Raw genomic sequence first — 15241 nt, 5'->3', positions numbered from 1 at the left:
GTGTTGATTCCAGAGGGGCCCGATGTGTGTTTTCACATTTCCGGCGCATTTTTGCTGGGATTTATGCCATTGAAGCTGTGATCGGCAACACAGAATAGTTGTAGCTACCTTGCACCGGACACTCGTCCCCGCACCCCATCCGGAGATTCTGATGGCCCAAACGGTAGATACCGACTCCGCATCCACAGCCAGGCTGGACTTGGCCAAGATGCGCAAGATTGCCCTCGCCAGCGTTATTGGCACCACCGTCGAGTGGTACGACCTTTTCGTTTTCGGAACAGCGTCAGCGCTGGTCTTCAACAAGATCTTCTTCCCCAGCTTCGACCCCATCGTGGGCACCATGCTCGCCTTCGGTACCTTCGCTTCGGCCTACATCGCCCGCATGGTGGGTGCCATCATCTTTGGCCACTTCGGTGACCGGCTTGGCCGCAAGTCGATGCTGCTCGTTTCGCTCCTGACCATGGGCGCTGCGACGTTCGCCATTGGCCTGCTGCCTGACTACCAGAGCATCGGCATCATGGCCCCGCTGCTGCTCCTCCTCCTTCGCGTCATCCAGGGCCTGGCCCTCGGTGGCGAATGGGGTGGCGCGGTGCTCATGACCGTTGAGCACGCTCCCCCGGCCCGCCGAGGTTTCTTCGGGTCCCTGGTCCAGGTTGGCGTTCCCGCAGGCACGTTGATCGCCAACGTTGCCTTCCTGATTGTGGCCTCAAGCATCAGCACGGACGCCCTGCACTCGTGGGGTTGGCGCATCCCGTTCCTGGCCTCCGTCCTTTTGGTGGCCGTCGGGATCTACATCCGCTTGAACATCGAGGAAACCCCGTCTTTCCAGGCCGTCAAGACCGCCGGGGCCAAGGCCAAGATGCCGTTTGCCTCCCTCATGGCCAAGTACTGGAAGCAGGTTGTCCTGGGCGGCGTCGCCACGCTTTCGACCGGCAGTACCTTCACGCTCCTGGTGGCATCGGGAGTCTCGTACGGCAAGAAGGAACTGGGCCACTCCGAAAGCCTCATGCTCTGGGTTGTCCTGGCCGCCTGTGCCCTGTGCTTCGTCCTGATTCCCTTCTTCGGCAAGCTCTCGGACAAGTACGGCCGCAAGCCCATCATCTACGCCGGAGTCGCTGCCGAAGCCGCCCTCGCGTTCCCGATGTTCTGGCTCATGGACACCAAATCGGTGGCGCTGCTGTTCGTGGCCTACCTTGCGATGATGACGGCATTCGCGGCCAACTATGGCCCCATCGCCACCTTCCTGGCAGAGCTGTTCGGCTCCAAGGTCCGCTACTCCGGCCTCTCAGTGGCGTACATGCTCTCCGGGCTCCTGGGCAGCGCCGCCACGCCGTTCATCACCACATGGCTCCTTGGCCTGACCGGCCAGAGCTCTTCGATCGCCTGGTACATCATGGCGGCGGCCATTCTTTCCCTGGCAGCGCTCTTCGTCCTCACCGAGACCCGGCACGGCAACATCGACTCCGTCGAGGAAGCGCCGGCCGAGGCTGCAGCGGAAGCCGTGGCAACCAAATGACCGCAACCACCATCGAGCGCCTGGCCGGCATCCCCGGCCAGGCGCCCGCCGTCGGGCCTTTCTCCCCGGCGGTCATTGCCAACGGATTCGTCTTTACTTCGGGCCAGATCCCGGCGATCACAGGCCTGGACGATCAACCCGGCACGTTCGAGGGGCAGGTCCGCCAGACCATCGAAAACCTCGCCGGCGTCCTGGAAGCCGCCGGGTCCAGCCTGCAGCACGTGGTCAAGGTGAACACCTACCTGACCAGCGAAGAGCAGCTTGAGGAGTACAACCGCGTTTATGTGGAGTACTTTGGCGACGCCAAGCCTGCCCGGACCACGGTGTGTGTGAGCCTCTGGGGCGTGTCCCTCGAGATCGAGTGTGTCGCCGTGGTGGCAGCATGATCACCACACTGCTCCAGGACCTGCAGAAAGTCAGCTATCCCACCATCGGCCACTTCCTTGAGGACGGCTTCGTGGATCCGGCCATCCAGTCCCTGCTGGAGAACGTGAAGGTCGCTGGACCAGCCGTCACCGTCCGGATCGCGGACCACGATGCCATCGCCATGAACCGCGCCCTTCTGGCCCTGCGGCCCGGAGATGTGCTCGTAGTGGACATGCTCGGCGACCACCGCCATGCGCCCGTCGGTGCCGTCACGGCAGCCGCCGCGATCGCCCAGGGTGCCGCCGCCGTCGTGGTGGATGGCATGGCGACGGACGTCCTGGAACTGCGGGAGGCCGGGCTGCCCGTCTTTGCCCGCGGCACCACGTGCCTCACCACCAAACGGCTCCACGGTACGGGCTCGGCGGTGAACGTCCCGGTGCGCTGTGGCGGAGTGGAGGTCAACCCCGGTGATGTGGTGCTTGGGGATGACAACGGGGTGATCGTGCTTTCACCCGAAGCGGCCCGGGGAGTCCTGGATAAGGCGTTGGCATCGGACGAGGCCGAGCCGGACATCCTTGCGCGCCTTGCCTCCGGCCACCCCCTCGAGTCAATCCTTGCGTTGTAATACCGCCGAGAGCGTAACGCCACAGCGCCGGGCAAGGCCTCAACGGAACTTCGGCTGGTGATGGGGTAGAACTTAACCATGAGCGTACGTACACCCGACCCGTATCCAGGCTGGCTTTCCGATGAGGATCTCTTCGAAGCCCGCGGCCGCCTCCCCATGGTCTACGTGGAGGCTGTCCCCGTCCGCTTGGATCCGCTCGGGTACGTCAACGAAGTGGGCACCCTCCTGCAGGGCGACGCCGACGGCAACATGGTGCGCTACCTCGTCTCCGGCCGGGTCCTCTACCGCGAAACCATCCGTGCAGCCCTCCTGCGGCACATGGAAAAGGACCTCGGCCCCCTGGCTTTCCCACAGCTGCCCATCAGCCCGGTGCCGTTCACGGTTGCCGAGTACTTCCCCGCGCCCTCCCAGACCGGATTCACCGACGACCGCCAGCACGCGGTGTCGCTCGTGTTCATCATCCCGGTCACCGGCGAATGCGAACCACGCCAGGACGCGCTGGAACTCACCTGGATGACCCCGCAGGAAGTCCTCAGCGACGGCGTCCAGCAGGAATTCGAAGGCGGCCGCGGGAACCTGGTCCGCCAGGCTTTGGCGTTCTCCGGCATCGTCGCCTAGCGGGTCCTCAGGTTATTGGCGGTCCGCTTTTGTAGACTGGACGGCGGACCGCACGAGAACCAAAGGACTTCCGATGACTCACAGCCCAGCCTCACAGCAATACCGCGAAAAGCAGGCTGGGGACCTGCAAACCGGGGATTTCGTGTACCTTCCCGGGGACGGTCCGGCCGAGGAAATCGCCTCCGTTGAGGTCCAGAACGACGATTACGGCGTTGCCGCGCTGCTGCTGGTCACCACGTACGACGCCGGTACGGTGCGGATCGCTGTCGGGTCCAGTGTTCCTGTGGGAGACGGAGTTCCGCGCGGCTTGGGTGGCGACGCCAGTACGGGCAGCGAGCCGGACTCCAGCACCACAGCGAAAGAGGACGCCGAGCCTCCCGCCGAACCCGCCGTCGTCGTACCTCCCCGCCCGGCGGACCCTCCCGCCTTCACCGGCCCCACCGCCGAAGACCTCGCCCTGATTCCCGAACCGGATGGAACGCCGGAGGCCGTCGTGCGCGCCGCGGTGGCCGACCACAAGGGCAAGAACGGCGTGCAGGTGCTGGCCGAGCGGCTGGCCAAGGGCATCAACACCAAGTCCGGCAGCTGCCTCCGCGACCTGAGCGATCTCGCCTTCGACCTCTGCATCGTGCTGCGCGACCCCGACCATTCCCTTGAAGTCGCGGACCTGCTGAACGTGCTTCCGTTCGACGGGAACCTGGACCGCTGGGCATCGATCGAACGGGCCCTCGCGTTGTCCAGCTTCATTTGCCGCGAAGCCGGCCAGTCGGAGCGGGCCGCCGTCTACGAGAAACTGCTCCGCGCCCCCGAGTCCCAGGAAGAGGACCCGTTCAAGGCACTCGTCAACGCCCGGGTCCGCCAGCGTTCCCTGAACGAGCCCAACCTCTACGACAAGGAAATTTTCCGTGCCATGGACAACGGGAACCGCGACGCCGAGCGTGAGTGGCGGTTCCTGCGGCTCGAAGCGTTGATGTTCCTCCGGGCACATGGCGGCTCCAAGACCATCGCCGAAGACGAACTCGGGCGACGGATCGCGAACGAACTCGAAGCGGTGCGCGCCTAGTCCTCTACCTGCGGAAGTGCAAGGCCTGTTATGGGCACCCAAACGGCGGTAAATTCAGGGCCATGACGAACAATCTGAGCGTTGTGATTAATGCTGACGCGCAGCAAGTTTGGACGATGCTGCGCGAACCGTCGCTGGTGGCCCAATGGCACGGCTGGGAAACCGACGAGCTGACCGACGAAATCAAACAAATCTACTTTGATCCGAGCGTCGTGGAAGGACCGGACCACACCAGCCTGACCGTTCGCGGCGGCGATGAATTCGAGCTCCATCCCGTCTCCGGCGGCACCGAAGTCAAGGTCACGCGCGCCGCGCTGGACCACGACTCCGAGTGGGCCGAATGGGACGAGGACATCACCCAAGGCTGGCTCACTTTCCTGAACCAGCTCCGCTTCACCCTGGAACGCCACCCGCACGGCAAGCGCCGGACGCACTTTGTCTCGGTCTCCGGTGGCGGGTCGGCCATTGAGAAATTGGGGTTGGGCGATCTTCCGCCGGTCGGCGACGAATACTCACTCACACTAACCACCGGCGAGTCGATTTCCGGGAAGGTCTGGTTCAAGAGCCGCCACCAGGTTGGCGTCACCGTGCACGGCTACGCCGGACACGGCGATGGGCTGCTGATCGTCGCCGAACAACTCGCGATTCCGGAGAAAAGGCCCGACGGCGGCGCCATGGTGATTGCCTCCACTTACGATTTGGGGGCCCACACTTTGGCGGACATCCGGTCCTCGTGGGACAAGTGGAAGGACTCAGGCTCCGGGTCCTGATGGTTGCTGCCGGGCCCACCCGGGTCTGCCGGGTAAGTTACCCGCGGTAAAGCTGGCACACTTGGTAACGTGCCAGCTTCCGCATCTTCGCCCTCATCCGTTCCCTCTGCCGTCTCCGATCCTGCGTCCGGTTTCTCCTTCTCGGTGGGCCAGCGACTGACTGAAACGTCGTCGCCGTCGGACGCTTTGGTGGACGCCAACGGCGGCGAATTCCTTGGCAGGACCGGAACCATCAGCACGCCGCACGGAACCATCCAGACGCCCGCGTTCATCGCCGTCGGAACCAAAGCCACCGTCAAAGCCGTGCTGCCCGAGTCGATCGCGGACCTCGGCGCGCAAGCGGTCTTGGCGAACGCGTATCACCTGTACCTGCAGCCCGGACCGGAAATCCTCGACGCCGCGGGAGGCCTCGGCGCGTTCATGAACTGGTCCGGGCCTACTTTCACCGACTCCGGTGGATTCCAGGTGATGAGCCTCGGCTCGGGGTTCAAGAAGGTCATCGACATGAAAAATGTGGATACTTCCGGCCCGGATGACGCCGTGGCACCAGGCAAGGAACGCCTGGCGCACATCGACGACGACGGCGTCTGGTTCAAGTCCCACCTCAACGGAGACAAGCACAGGTTCTCCCCCGAGATTTCCATGCAGGTGCAGCACCAGATCGGCGCGGACATCATGTTTGCCTTCGACGAGCTCACCACGCTGCAGAACTCGCGGGCGTACCAGGAAGAGTCGTTGGAACGCACGCGCTTGTGGGCTCTGCGTTGCCTGGACGAGCATTTCTCCTTGACCGCTTCCCGGACGGGCAAGCCCTACCAGGCGTTGTTCGGCGTGATCCAGGGTGCGCAGTACGAGGACCTGCGACGCAAGGCCTGCCGCGACCTCGGCGCCATGCCCTTCGACGGCTACGGAATTGGCGGGGCGCTGGAGAAGGAGAACCTGGGGACGATCGTGCGCTGGTGCAACGAGGAGCTCCCCGAAGACAAGCCGCGGCACCTGCTGGGGATCTCCGAGCCGGACGACATTTTCACGGCCATTGAGAACGGTGCCGACACCTTCGACTGCGTCTCCCCCACCCGTGTTGCCCGGAACTCCGCCTTCTACACCCCGTATGGCCGGTTCAACCTGTCCGGGGCGAAGTACAAGAAGGACTTCGGGCCGCTGCAGGAAGGCTGCGACTGCTACGCGTGCGCCAACTACTCGCGCGCCTACATCCACCACTTGTTCAAGGCCAAGGAAATGGTTTCGGCGACGCTCATCTCCATCCACAACGAGCGCTTCGTGGTGAAGATGGTGGACGATGCGCGTCTCGCCATCGAGTCCGGGGATTTCTTCGAGTTCAAGGCCGAGACGTTGGGGCAGTACTACTCGTAGCCTTTGGTGGGCGCCGGGTTCGCCGGAAACGTGCTTGGAGGCTGGGAAACCTCCAGCGGCTGGGCACCGTTCCAGCGAACCCGGCGTGGGCTTACGCTGCGACTACTCCGTAGCTCGGCTCGCGCTTCTTGATCCAACCCACCACCAACACCGTAATGGGCACGAAGATGAACTCGACGGCGGTCTTGTAGACGAAGCCCACCAGGACGTAGTTGACGAACGAGCCTGCATCCGAGATGCCGATCACCGAGGCAGCGATGCTGCAGAAGATCAGCGTGTCCACGAATTCGCCCACCACAGAGGAACCCATGAGCCGGGCCCAGAGGGTCTTTTCTCCGGTGCGTTCCTTCATCTTCACGAGGATCCAGGAGTTGATGGTCTGGCCGGCGAGGAAGGCGAGCAGCGAAGCCAGGACGATCTGCGGAACCGGGCCAAGTGCGCCCTCGATGGCTGCTTGCTTGGCGGTTCCGTACTCGTCGTCGAAGCCGGGAAGGATGATGATCACCCAGTAGCAGAGGGACGCGAACACACTCAGCGCAAAGGACGTGATGATGGCTTTGCGGGCAACCTTGAACCCGTAGACCTCACTCATCACGTCGCCCAGGATGTAGGCCAGCGGGAACAGGAAGAACCCGCCGTCGGTGATGATCGGGCCGAGCACCACACCCTTGGAGGCGCCGATGTTGGACAGGATCAGCACCACGGCCATGACCGCCAGCATGATGCCGAAGTAAGGGGATCCGATAGAGGCAAAGCGGGGAGCTGGTTTGCTCAACGTGCTGGAGCCTGAGGGCGAGGGCATGGGTCATCCGTTCGTAGTGGTTCGCGCAGGCGCTCGTTTCGAGGCCGCCCCGCTGTATTAGCACTGTGTTTGGTGGGGCATCCGGCCCGTCACCAGCTACATTCTCCCACCTCCCCAACCCTCTCTCACCAAACCACCCCAACCGCCCAACCCTCTCTCACCAAACCACCCCTCCTCCCCAACCCTCTCTCACCAAACCACCCCAACCACCCAACCCTCTCTCACCCCACCACCGTTCCCGCCCAACCCTCTCTCACCTCCTTTTTGAACACGTTCAGAAGTCGTGGCATACTCATTCTTGAACACGTTCAAAACCTGCTCGGAGGAACCATGGCCGCCAAAAGCGAGCAAACCAGACAACTCGTAGCCGACGTCGCACTGAAGATGTTCCGCGAAATCGGCTTCGAGAAGACCACTATGCGAGCCATCGCCCAGGAAGCCGGCGTCTCGGTGGGCAACGCCTACTACTACTTCTCCTCCAAAGATGAACTGGTTCAGGAGTTGTACCTCCAAGTCCAGAACGAGCACGCTGTCGCAGCGGCGAAAGCCCTCGAAGGCGTCCATGATTTGGCCGGGCGCCTCAAAGCAGTCCTCCACAGCGGCATCGACGTCATGACGCCGTACCACCAGTTCGGTTCCGACTTCATTGCGACGGCGATCCGGCCGACGTCGCCCGTCAATCCGTTCGGCGAGGCGTCCACCGCCGCCCGGGACGCTTCGCTCGCGATCTTCCGCTCCGCCGTCGACGGTTCTTCACCCGCCGTCGCGAAGAAGCTGCGCGCCGACCTCCCGGAACTGCTGTGGCTCGCCCACATGGGGATCGCATTGTTCTGGGTGTACGACCGGTCCGAGAACCAACGCCGCACGCGCAAACTGATTGACGGCGCGGCGCCGCTGGTGGCTCGCGGGCTGTCGCTGGCGAAAATTCCGGGTGTCAGCAAGGTGTTCGACGACGTCCTCGGCTTGGTCCGCAACGTCAGGGAAGACTCATGACACGGACGGTGGTGATCGCTGGGGCTTCGGGGTTCATCGGCAGGTACTTTCGGCGGCGGTTCGTCGAGGAGGGATGGCAGGCGCGGACCATTGGTCGCGATGCTTCGGCTGACGCGCAATGGAACGACGACGGAGGCATGGCCAGGGTGCTGAACGGCGCCGAAGTGCTGGTGAACCTCGCCGGACGGACCGTGAATTGCCGTTACAACGAACGGAACCGCCGGGAAATCCTGGAATCCAGGGTGCTGACGACGCGGTCAATGGGGGTCGCGTTGTCCCGCTGCGACGAACCGCTGCGGACGTGGATCAACGCAAGCACCGGAACCATCTACCGGCATGCGGAGGACCGGCCGCAAACGGAAGAGGCGGGGGAACTCGGCAGCGGATTCTCGGTTTCCGTAGCCCGTGCGTGGGAGGACGAACTGGCCGCGGCTGTCGTGCCGGCCACCCGGAAGGTGCCGCTTCGGATCGCCATTGTCTTGGGTGGGACCGGTGGCGTGATGGGACCCTTCCGGAACCTGGCTCGCGTGGGCTTGGGCGGACATATGGGTCCGGGCACACAAAAGTTCAGTTGGATCCATGTGGAGGACTTGTTCCGGGCGGTGTTGTTCATCCACGACCGGCCCGAGCTTACTGGTCCCGTCAACGCAGCGTCGCCCTACCCTGTGGAGAACCGCGAACTGATGTCGTTGGTTCGACGAAGCCTCGGTGTGCCGTTCGGGCTTCCGACGCCGAAGTGGTTGTTGGAGCTGGGCGCGGTGATGATCCGCACGGAGACGGAGCTCGTCTTGAAGAGCCGCTGGGTGGAGCCACGCAGGTTGCTTGACGCAGGGTTTGCCTTTGGACACCCGTCCTTGGCGGGCGCCCTCAACGAGATCGCGGCGGCAAAGTCATGAACGACTGGGACGACGACGAGATAGCTTTGGCCGAGCCGCGGCCAACACAGTACGACTCTCGGGAGCGCGTAATTTTGACCGGCAAGGGGCTCGCGGTCGGTGTCCTGGTTGCCTATGTGGTCTTCAGCTTACTGCTGACCACGCAGGCTCCGGGTTGGGCATTGATCTTCTTTATCTACGCGGCCATCCCCTCAGCATTCATCGGCAGCGGGGTAGGAGCCGTCCTGGGATGGGCGCTTCGTCGCGTGGGCAACCAGTGGTTTCACGTTGCAGCGTTCTTCGCTGCCGGCGCTTTGATCTGTGTACCCTTCGGCGGCTTCTCAAGCTGGGGCGCAACCCTATTCAGCCTATCCATTGCTTTGGCGGCGGGTATGGGCCGGTTATCGGTGTGGAAGCTGGTCAAACTCAACCCCCAACCCTCTCTCACCTAACCGCCCTTTCCACCCAACCCTCTCTCACCGAATGACCCCTTCTCCTAAGCCCTCTCTCACCGTGCTTCATCGACGCGCATCCGCCTGCTCACGGGATTGCCAACGTAACGCGGCACTGCCTGCATGTACTCGGCGTAAGTAGGACCGAACTCCTCGAGGAGCACCTTTTCCTCCCACAAAGCCCCGAGGTGTTCCACGAGGATCCCAGCAGGTAACGTCGCAAGGGCCCAGGAGGAACCTCGGAAAATCGCCACGCCCGCATGGATCAGCCACCATCCCAGGTACATGGGATGCCGGCTCGCCGCGTAAGGACCACTGGTCACCAACTCCTCGGGACGTCCTAAAACGAAGTTGCCCTTTGTGTGGCGACGGCGTTCTGCAACGGCCCACGCGGTAACTCCCACTCCTGCGGCAACCACGATCACCCCGGCAATCCTGCGCATGCCCCGCATGGGTGCGACGCGTGTCGGATAAAGCCGACCGAGCACGACATCCAACACCAACCCGACCACCTGTCCAGGTGGCAAAGGGACGCTGGCTGCCTCCCGTTTCAGGACGAGTGCTGCCCTCCGAGCGATGGTCATGGCATGAACCATATTCCTGGCTTTCCAGGAATGCCATGGCGAGTGCCCGAAGCGAGAGAGCGACCGCCCACACCAGCCAATCGGTGAGAGAGCGTCCGCCCCAAAGGGCGATTCCGTGAGAGAGCGTCGGGGGGACCACAGCCTTAAGGGCGTCGGGCGCCCAAGCTGCGTGCCGCCGTCGTGCGTCGCCAAACGCGACCCTGAAACCTAAGGAAGTGTTAGGAAATCACCTCCTGCGTTGGCTGTGCCGTGCATCACCCATAGTTTGGAATACGTCCTCTTCACCCCCAAGAGGGCCTTTCTTAGTCGACGAAGAGCCATGCGCAAGGACGCCATGAGCACGAGCTTCATGGACAGAACGAACTCATGAAAGACACGGCTGCCGCGTGCGCAGCCGGCCAGGAAGGTTCATTGATGAGCACCCAACAAGCTGCGCCCCTCAGCGAGGCGGCCCAAACCCGCAAGGCCGTGGGCAACATCCTCAAGGGCTCCGCGGGCAATCTCGTGGAGTGGTTCGACGTGTACGTCTACACGGCGTTTGCGGCGTATTTCCAGTCGCACTTTTTCAATTCCTCGGACGATCTCCAGGCGGGCCTCGAAGCGATGGCGGTCTTCTCGACGTCGTTCCTTATGCGACCCATCGGCAGCTGGTTCTTCGGCCGCTACGCAGATCGTAAGGGCCGCAAGGCCGCGCTGACGCTGAGCGTGACCATGATGTCCGCGGGCTCTTTTGCCATCGCCATCCTGCCGACACAGGACGTGATCGGCCTGTGGGCAATGATTCTGCTGGTCTTTGTCCGCGTGGTCCAAGGCTTCTCCGTGGGCGGTGAGTACGGGACAAGCGCCACGTACATGTCGGAGGCTGCAACGGCGAAACGGCGTGGCTTCTTCTCGAGCTTCCAGTACGTGACGCTGGTGGGCGGACAGATGCTGGCCCTCCTGGTGCTCGTGATCCTGCAGAACACCATGACCAAGGAAGCCCTGACTGAGTGGGGTTGGCGAATTCCATTCGCCGTAGGTGGTGTCGCTGCGCTCGTGGTGCTCTGGCTTCGCCGGTCCATGGAAGAAACGATTTCCGCAGATCAGCTCCGCGCAGCCCATGTCAAGGTTGCGGGCGAGGCACAGCCGGGAACCATGAAGCTCCTGTTCACCAAGCACTGGAAGCCGCTGCTGATCTGCATTGGCATCACGCTCGGCGGCACGGTGGCGTTCTACACGTACACCAACTTCATCCTGAAGTTCATGAACGATACGTCCGGCATCCCCAAGACCGACACCTCCGTCATCAACTTCTGGGCGCTGTTCATCTTCATGCTCCTGCAGCCGGTCTACGGCATGATTTCGGACAAGATCGGCCGCAAGCCGCTGCTCGTGTGGTTCGGCGTGACGGGCGTGCTCTTCACGTGGCCACTGCTCTCCATGCTTGCCGGCACCAAGGATCCGTTGATGGCCTTCCTGCTCATGATGGGCGGACTGTTGATGGTCGGCGGTTACACCTCGATCAACGCCCTGGTGAAGGCCGAGCTCTTCCCGGCGTCCACCCGCGCACTTGGCGTTGGGCTGGGTTACGCGATCGCCAACTCCCTGTTCGGCGGCACGGTTCCGCTGATCGGCGCTGCGCTGCAGAAGGCCGGCCAGGAGAATCTCTTCTTCACCTACGTCACTGCCGCAATCTTCATCTCCCTGCTGGTGTACGTCTTCGCGCTGAGGAACAAGAAGGCGACGCACCTGGACACGGAACAGGGCCACGCGTGGGATGGTCGCGGGGACAAGAAGGACCTCGTGGACGCCTAAAGCCCCCCCGTTGTGAGGCCCGCTCTGCGCCCTTTGTTTGTTGGGAAGGGCGCAGAGCGGGCCTGGCAACGTTAAGTGGCGCGGGTGGGTGATAGAGGGTTTCGATAAAGACGCCAAAGGGTGATAGAGGGTTTCGATAAAGACGCCAAAAGGTGAGAGAGCGTTGCCCAAAAGACGCTTAAAGGTGAGAGAGCGTTGGGGATGTACGACGGCGGCTGCCGGGGTTGGGTGCCTTGCGTGCCCGTCGGAGGGGCGGGCGTGCCCGTCGGAGGGGCGGACGCTCCGGGAAAGGAGTAACCTCCAAGACGGACCAATCGCCGCAACAAGGAGAACACCCACCGTGCACGTGCTCATTGTCGAGGACGACGACGCCATGGCCTCGGCCCTCGGTGCCGCGGTTGCTTCGGCAGGACACAAGCCCACCCGGGTATCCCGCGGCGAGGACGCGCTGCTCGATCATCGCAACCACGAGGTGATCCTCCTGGACCTGGGCCTCCCGGACCTGGACGGCTTGGACGTCCTGCGCAAGCTCCGCCAGGTCACCCACGCCCCCATCCTCATCCTCACGGCGAGGGACGATGAGCGGAGCGTGGTCCTGGGCCTGCGGTCCGGAGCCGACGATTACCTGGTCAAGCCCGTGAAGCTCGTCGAACTGCTCGCGAGGATCGAAGCGGTCACACGGCGCACCAACCGTTCCGGCCCCAGCGCTCCACAGCAGATCGTGGTTGGGCCCCTCGCCGTAGACCTCGACCGCAGGGTAGCCGCCGTCGAGAACCGCGAACTGTCGCTGACCGCCACGGAATTCGACCTCCTCGCCCTGCTGGCAAAAAACGCAGGATCCGTGGTCACGCGCGAGCAGATCCTCGACGCCCTCTGGGGTGACGCATTCCTTGCGCACTCCCGCTCGCTCGACGTCCATCTGACCGGGCTCAGGGCCAAGCTCAAAATCCCGGGCTTCATCATCAACGTCCGAGGCGTGGGCTATCGCGTGGAGCAGGAATGAAAGTCCGCGTCCTGGGCATCCTGAGTGTGATCGCCGTGCTCATTGTGGTGACAGTGTCCAGCGTGATCCTGAGCTCGGCCGGCCGCGAACTCACACAAGAGGTCCAGATCAACCGCGTGGCCGCCCTGAACCGCTTCGCCCAGCTGGCCAACGACGCCTCCGCTGACAATGACACCACCCAACTCCAGCGCGAAATGGACCGGTACTCCGAGCTCTACGGTGAAGGAATCCTGATCCGGCTGCAGGAACGAACGCTGCGGTCCGGGAACCTCGATGAGGACCGGCCGGACGTGAAAGAGGCCATCAGCCGGGCCAGCCTCAACCTCAGCGACACCACAGTCAGCACGGTCCGTCCCTTCGAGACCGGAACGGAAACCATTTCGCGGTCCTTCGGCACGGCCAGCCAGGTTCTCGGCGAAACCGTCCTGGAAGTCGACCCCAGCGCTGCCAGGGCGAAACTACGGGAGCGGTGGTTCGTCGTCGGGCTTGCGGCGCTGGCGATGTTCGCAGTGCTGCTGATGGCGGCGGCGCGGGTCACCGGCTGGGTGCTGCGGCCGGTGCACAGGCTCAGCAAGGCGGTCCACGAACTCGAAGAAACGGGGAAAACCAGCCAACTCCCCGAGGCCGGTCCGCCGGAACTGCGCGAGCTCAGCCGCTCGTTCACTGCAATGGCCAACACGGTCAGCGCGAGCATGGCCTCGCAGCGCCAACTGATCGCCGATACTTCCCACCAACTGCGCAACCCGGTGGGTGCCCTGCGGTTGCGGATCGACCTGCTGCAACTCGAACTGCATAACACACCCGGGGAGGCCGCCGCGGCGGGAGTCGTTGCGGAATTGGACCGCGTGGAACATATGCTCGACGGCGTGCTGAAGCTGGCTGCGGCGGAACACCGCGCCGCCGCTGGGGCTGCTGGAACAGCGCAGGAGCCGGAGCACCGACGGCAAAGCGTGATTGACCCCATACCCGTGCTCCAAGGCGAAGTGGAACGTGCCGAACCCGCGGCGAAACGGGCAGGCTGCACCGTCACCCTGGCACAGCCGGGTGAGCCACTGGCCATCCGTTGCGACCCGGAAGAGCTGGGCCAAATGGTGGGCGAACTCCTGGCCAACGCCATCAAGTACGCTCCCGGCGGCCGCATCGCCGTCTCGGCCCGGCCCACCCAAGGAGGCGTCGCCGTCGTCATTTCCGACGACGGTCCAGGCCTCAGCGCCGAACAGCGCGACGCTTCCACAAAGCGGTTCTGGCGGGCGCCGCAGCACAGCAACATTCCCGGGAACGGCTTGGGCATGACCATTGTGGAACGCCTGGCCGAGGCCAACGACGGCATGCTGTTCCTGGATGCCCGGGAGCCGCGAGGACTGGCCGCGCGGCTGGAATTCACAGGCGGACCCGATGCGTGAACTGATGCCGCGGCGGGCCGTGCTGCGGGCCGGGCTGATAATCGGCGCTGGCGGGCTCTTGTTGCCCGCGGCCGCCTGCACTCCGGAGCCGAAGCCTCAGCAGCTGACCGTTGCCGGCGGCGAGTCGGGGGGCTTCTACCTCGAGTTCGCCACCCTGTTGGCCGGGCTGCTGCAACGCGAGGGCATCGCCGGGACCGCGACACCCGTGGTCACCGGAGGAAGCCTGGACAACGTCAGGCGGGTGCTGTCCGGAGAGGCGACACTCGCCGTCGCCTTGGCTGATACCGCGGTGGTCGAAGCTGCTGCCCACGAGCGGGGCGACGGCTTGGTGGCTCTCGGAAAGGTGTACGAAAACTACGTCCACTGCATCGTCCGGGAAGACAGCGGAATCCGATCATTTTCCGAGCTGGGCGGCAGGACCGCAGCCGTAGGTGAGGTTGGCTCGGGGACCACCCTCACCGCCGCAAGGATCATTGCCGCTGCCGGGCTGGGGTCGGAACAGGCTCCGGACAGCGCCCTGAAGCAAGTAAACCTTGGCCTGAACCAAGCCCTCGCGGCGCTGCAGGACGGTTCAATCGACGTGATGATCCAATCCGGGGGCGTACCCACGGCACCGGTCGTGGCTGCCGCCAAGGAAACCGAACTGCGGCTGCTGGACCTCTCCGGCATCATCCCGGCCACCAGGGCGCAGTCCGGCTTCTTCTACGACCGCGTACTGATCCCCGCCAACAGCTACGGCCAGGCCCCCGCGGTCTGGACCGTAGGGGTGGCCAACCTCCTGCTTTGCCGGCGCGACCTGCCTGATGCACTGGCGACGGGCACGGTCGAACTGCTCGTGGAGCATGCCCGGGACCTGGTACCCGCCTCCAGTGCCGGTGTCCAGTTCCTCAGCCCGGAGACGCTCATCAACACGGCCGGCGTTCCCCTGCACCCTGCTGCGGCGGCTGCGTACCAGGCGCTGCACGGCTAATTGCATGGCTGGCGGGTCTGCGAGCGAACGGGG

Annotated in this window: 16 protein-coding genes; 14 read left to right on the top strand and 2 right to left on the bottom strand. The window is 63.9% G+C overall.

The genetic code is table 11. From position 1 onward, the window contains the following. Positions 1 to 151: 151 nt before the first annotated feature. The 7 genes from ACIQTZ_RS14920 to tgt all read left to right on the top strand — a co-directional run bounded on the left by ACIQTZ_RS14920 (position 152) and on the right by tgt (position 6332). A complete protein-coding gene (locus tag ACIQTZ_RS14920; RefSeq protein ID WP_402981938.1) occupies positions 152 to 1516 on the top strand; it encodes an MFS transporter in 1365 nt (454 codons plus the stop codon). Then, entirely contained in the window at positions 1513 to 1902 is a 390-nt protein-coding gene (locus ACIQTZ_RS14915) for a RidA family protein (RefSeq protein ID WP_400336110.1), read from the top strand. Before ACIQTZ_RS14920 ends, ACIQTZ_RS14915 begins: the two co-directional genes overlap by 4 nt. Next, complete coding sequence (locus ACIQTZ_RS14910; protein ID WP_402981936.1) at positions 1899 to 2507, top strand: RraA family protein; 609 nt, start codon at positions 1899 to 1901, stop codon at positions 2505 to 2507. Before ACIQTZ_RS14915 ends, ACIQTZ_RS14910 begins: the two co-directional genes overlap by 4 nt. A gap of 78 nt (positions 2508 to 2585) precedes the next feature. Then, positions 2586 to 3125 carry an NUDIX hydrolase family protein gene (locus ACIQTZ_RS14905; RefSeq protein ID WP_400270579.1) on the top strand — a complete coding sequence of 180 codons (540 nt, stop codon included), beginning with the start codon at positions 2586 to 2588 and terminating at the stop codon, positions 3123 to 3125. 73 nt (positions 3126 to 3198) lie between these two features. Beyond that, positions 3199 to 4188, top strand: a complete 990-nt coding sequence (locus ACIQTZ_RS14900) for a DUF6707 family protein (RefSeq protein WP_402981934.1) — start codon at positions 3199 to 3201, stop codon at positions 4186 to 4188. 62 nt (positions 4189 to 4250) lie between these two features. Beyond that, complete coding sequence (locus tag ACIQTZ_RS14895) at positions 4251 to 4958, top strand: SRPBCC domain-containing protein (protein ID WP_402981932.1); 708 nt, start codon at positions 4251 to 4253, stop codon at positions 4956 to 4958. 69 nt (positions 4959 to 5027) lie between these two features. Next, entirely contained in the window at positions 5028 to 6332 is a 1305-nt protein-coding gene (gene tgt / locus ACIQTZ_RS14890) for a tRNA guanosine(34) transglycosylase Tgt (protein WP_402981930.1), read from the top strand. A gap of 91 nt (positions 6333 to 6423) precedes the next feature. On the opposite strand, the gene ACIQTZ_RS14885 is transcribed toward tgt, so the two are convergent. Continuing rightward, a complete protein-coding gene (locus ACIQTZ_RS14885) occupies positions 6424 to 7134 on the bottom strand; it encodes a queuosine precursor transporter (protein ID WP_400336120.1) in 711 nt (236 codons plus the stop codon). A gap of 330 nt (positions 7135 to 7464) precedes the next feature. Between ACIQTZ_RS14885 and ACIQTZ_RS14880 the strand changes: the two genes are divergently transcribed. Genes ACIQTZ_RS14880 through ACIQTZ_RS14870 form a run of 3 tightly spaced genes read left to right on the top strand, consistent with a single transcriptional unit; the run spans position 7465 to position 9454 of the window. Next, a complete protein-coding gene (locus ACIQTZ_RS14880; protein ID WP_402981928.1) occupies positions 7465 to 8127 on the top strand; it encodes a TetR/AcrR family transcriptional regulator in 663 nt (220 codons plus the stop codon). Beyond that, on the top strand, positions 8124 to 9023 hold the full coding sequence (locus ACIQTZ_RS14875) for a TIGR01777 family oxidoreductase (RefSeq protein ID WP_402981926.1): 900 nt from the start codon (positions 8124 to 8126) through the stop codon (positions 9021 to 9023). The genes ACIQTZ_RS14880 and ACIQTZ_RS14875 overlap by 4 nt, the downstream gene beginning before the upstream one ends. Then, positions 9020 to 9454 (top strand): hypothetical protein, encoded by a 435-nt coding sequence (locus ACIQTZ_RS14870; RefSeq protein WP_402981924.1) that lies wholly within the window; start codon positions 9020 to 9022, stop codon positions 9452 to 9454. Before ACIQTZ_RS14875 ends, ACIQTZ_RS14870 begins: the two co-directional genes overlap by 4 nt. A 56-nt stretch (positions 9455 to 9510) precedes the next feature. On the opposite strand, the gene ACIQTZ_RS14865 is transcribed toward ACIQTZ_RS14870, so the two are convergent. Next, positions 9511 to 10038 (bottom strand): methyltransferase family protein, encoded by a 528-nt coding sequence (locus tag ACIQTZ_RS14865; protein ID WP_402981922.1) that lies wholly within the window; start codon positions 10036 to 10038, stop codon positions 9511 to 9513. Positions 10039 to 10452: 414 nt separating this feature from the next. Between ACIQTZ_RS14865 and ACIQTZ_RS14860 the strand changes: the two genes are divergently transcribed. The 4 genes from ACIQTZ_RS14860 to ACIQTZ_RS14845 all read left to right on the top strand — a co-directional run bounded on the left by ACIQTZ_RS14860 (position 10453) and on the right by ACIQTZ_RS14845 (position 15208). Beyond that, a complete protein-coding gene (locus ACIQTZ_RS14860) occupies positions 10453 to 11832 on the top strand; it encodes an MFS transporter (protein WP_402981920.1) in 1380 nt (459 codons plus the stop codon). Positions 11833 to 12172: 340 nt separating this feature from the next. Next, positions 12173 to 12835, top strand: coding sequence for a response regulator transcription factor (locus tag ACIQTZ_RS14855; RefSeq protein WP_402981918.1), 663 nt, complete (start codon positions 12173 to 12175; stop codon positions 12833 to 12835). Continuing rightward, complete coding sequence (locus ACIQTZ_RS14850; protein ID WP_402981916.1) at positions 12832 to 14238, top strand: ATP-binding protein; 1407 nt, start codon at positions 12832 to 12834, stop codon at positions 14236 to 14238. Before ACIQTZ_RS14855 ends, ACIQTZ_RS14850 begins: the two co-directional genes overlap by 4 nt. Continuing rightward, complete coding sequence (locus tag ACIQTZ_RS14845) at positions 14231 to 15208, top strand: TAXI family TRAP transporter solute-binding subunit (RefSeq protein WP_402981914.1); 978 nt, start codon at positions 14231 to 14233, stop codon at positions 15206 to 15208. The genes ACIQTZ_RS14850 and ACIQTZ_RS14845 overlap by 8 nt, the downstream gene beginning before the upstream one ends. Positions 15209 to 15241 lie beyond the last annotated feature (33 nt).

Origin of the sequence: Paenarthrobacter sp. NPDC090520 (genome assembly GCF_044769205.1) — a bacterium.
Classification (GTDB): domain Bacteria; phylum Actinomycetota; class Actinomycetes; order Actinomycetales; family Micrococcaceae; genus Arthrobacter.
The sequence above is the reverse complement of the archived record's forward strand: the minus strand, read 5'-3'. Positions and strand labels throughout refer to the sequence as shown.

What these genes read in the sequence shown, in the direction of transcription:
- ACIQTZ_RS14920 (WP_402981938.1), top strand. Translation starts at nt 152, where the DNA reads ATGGCCCAAACGGTAGATACCGACTCCGCATCCACAGCCAGGCTGGAC.
- ACIQTZ_RS14915 (WP_400336110.1), top strand. Translation starts at nt 1,513, where the DNA reads ATGACCGCAACCACCATCGAGCGCCTGGCCGGCATCCCCGGCCAGGCG.
- ACIQTZ_RS14910 (WP_402981936.1), top strand. Translation starts at nt 1,899, where the DNA reads ATGATCACCACACTGCTCCAGGACCTGCAGAAAGTCAGCTATCCCACC.
- ACIQTZ_RS14905 (WP_400270579.1), top strand. Translation starts at nt 2,586, where the DNA reads ATGAGCGTACGTACACCCGACCCGTATCCAGGCTGGCTTTCCGATGAG.
- ACIQTZ_RS14900 (WP_402981934.1), top strand. Translation starts at nt 3,199, where the DNA reads ATGACTCACAGCCCAGCCTCACAGCAATACCGCGAAAAGCAGGCTGGG.
- ACIQTZ_RS14895 (WP_402981932.1), top strand. Translation starts at nt 4,251, where the DNA reads ATGACGAACAATCTGAGCGTTGTGATTAATGCTGACGCGCAGCAAGTT.
- ACIQTZ_RS14885 (WP_400336120.1), bottom strand. Translation starts at nt 7,134, where the DNA reads ATGCCCTCGCCCTCAGGCTCCAGCACGTTGAGCAAACCAGCTCCCCGC.
- ACIQTZ_RS14880 (WP_402981928.1), top strand. Translation starts at nt 7,465, where the DNA reads ATGGCCGCCAAAAGCGAGCAAACCAGACAACTCGTAGCCGACGTCGCA.
- ACIQTZ_RS14875 (WP_402981926.1), top strand. Translation starts at nt 8,124, where the DNA reads ATGACACGGACGGTGGTGATCGCTGGGGCTTCGGGGTTCATCGGCAGG.
- ACIQTZ_RS14870 (WP_402981924.1), top strand. Translation starts at nt 9,020, where the DNA reads ATGAACGACTGGGACGACGACGAGATAGCTTTGGCCGAGCCGCGGCCA.
- ACIQTZ_RS14865 (WP_402981922.1), bottom strand. Translation starts at nt 10,038, where the DNA reads ATGACCATCGCTCGGAGGGCAGCACTCGTCCTGAAACGGGAGGCAGCC.
- ACIQTZ_RS14860 (WP_402981920.1), top strand. Translation starts at nt 10,453, where the DNA reads ATGAGCACCCAACAAGCTGCGCCCCTCAGCGAGGCGGCCCAAACCCGC.
- ACIQTZ_RS14850 (WP_402981916.1), top strand. Translation starts at nt 12,832, where the DNA reads ATGAAAGTCCGCGTCCTGGGCATCCTGAGTGTGATCGCCGTGCTCATT.
- ACIQTZ_RS14845 (WP_402981914.1), top strand. Translation starts at nt 14,231, where the DNA reads ATGCGTGAACTGATGCCGCGGCGGGCCGTGCTGCGGGCCGGGCTGATA.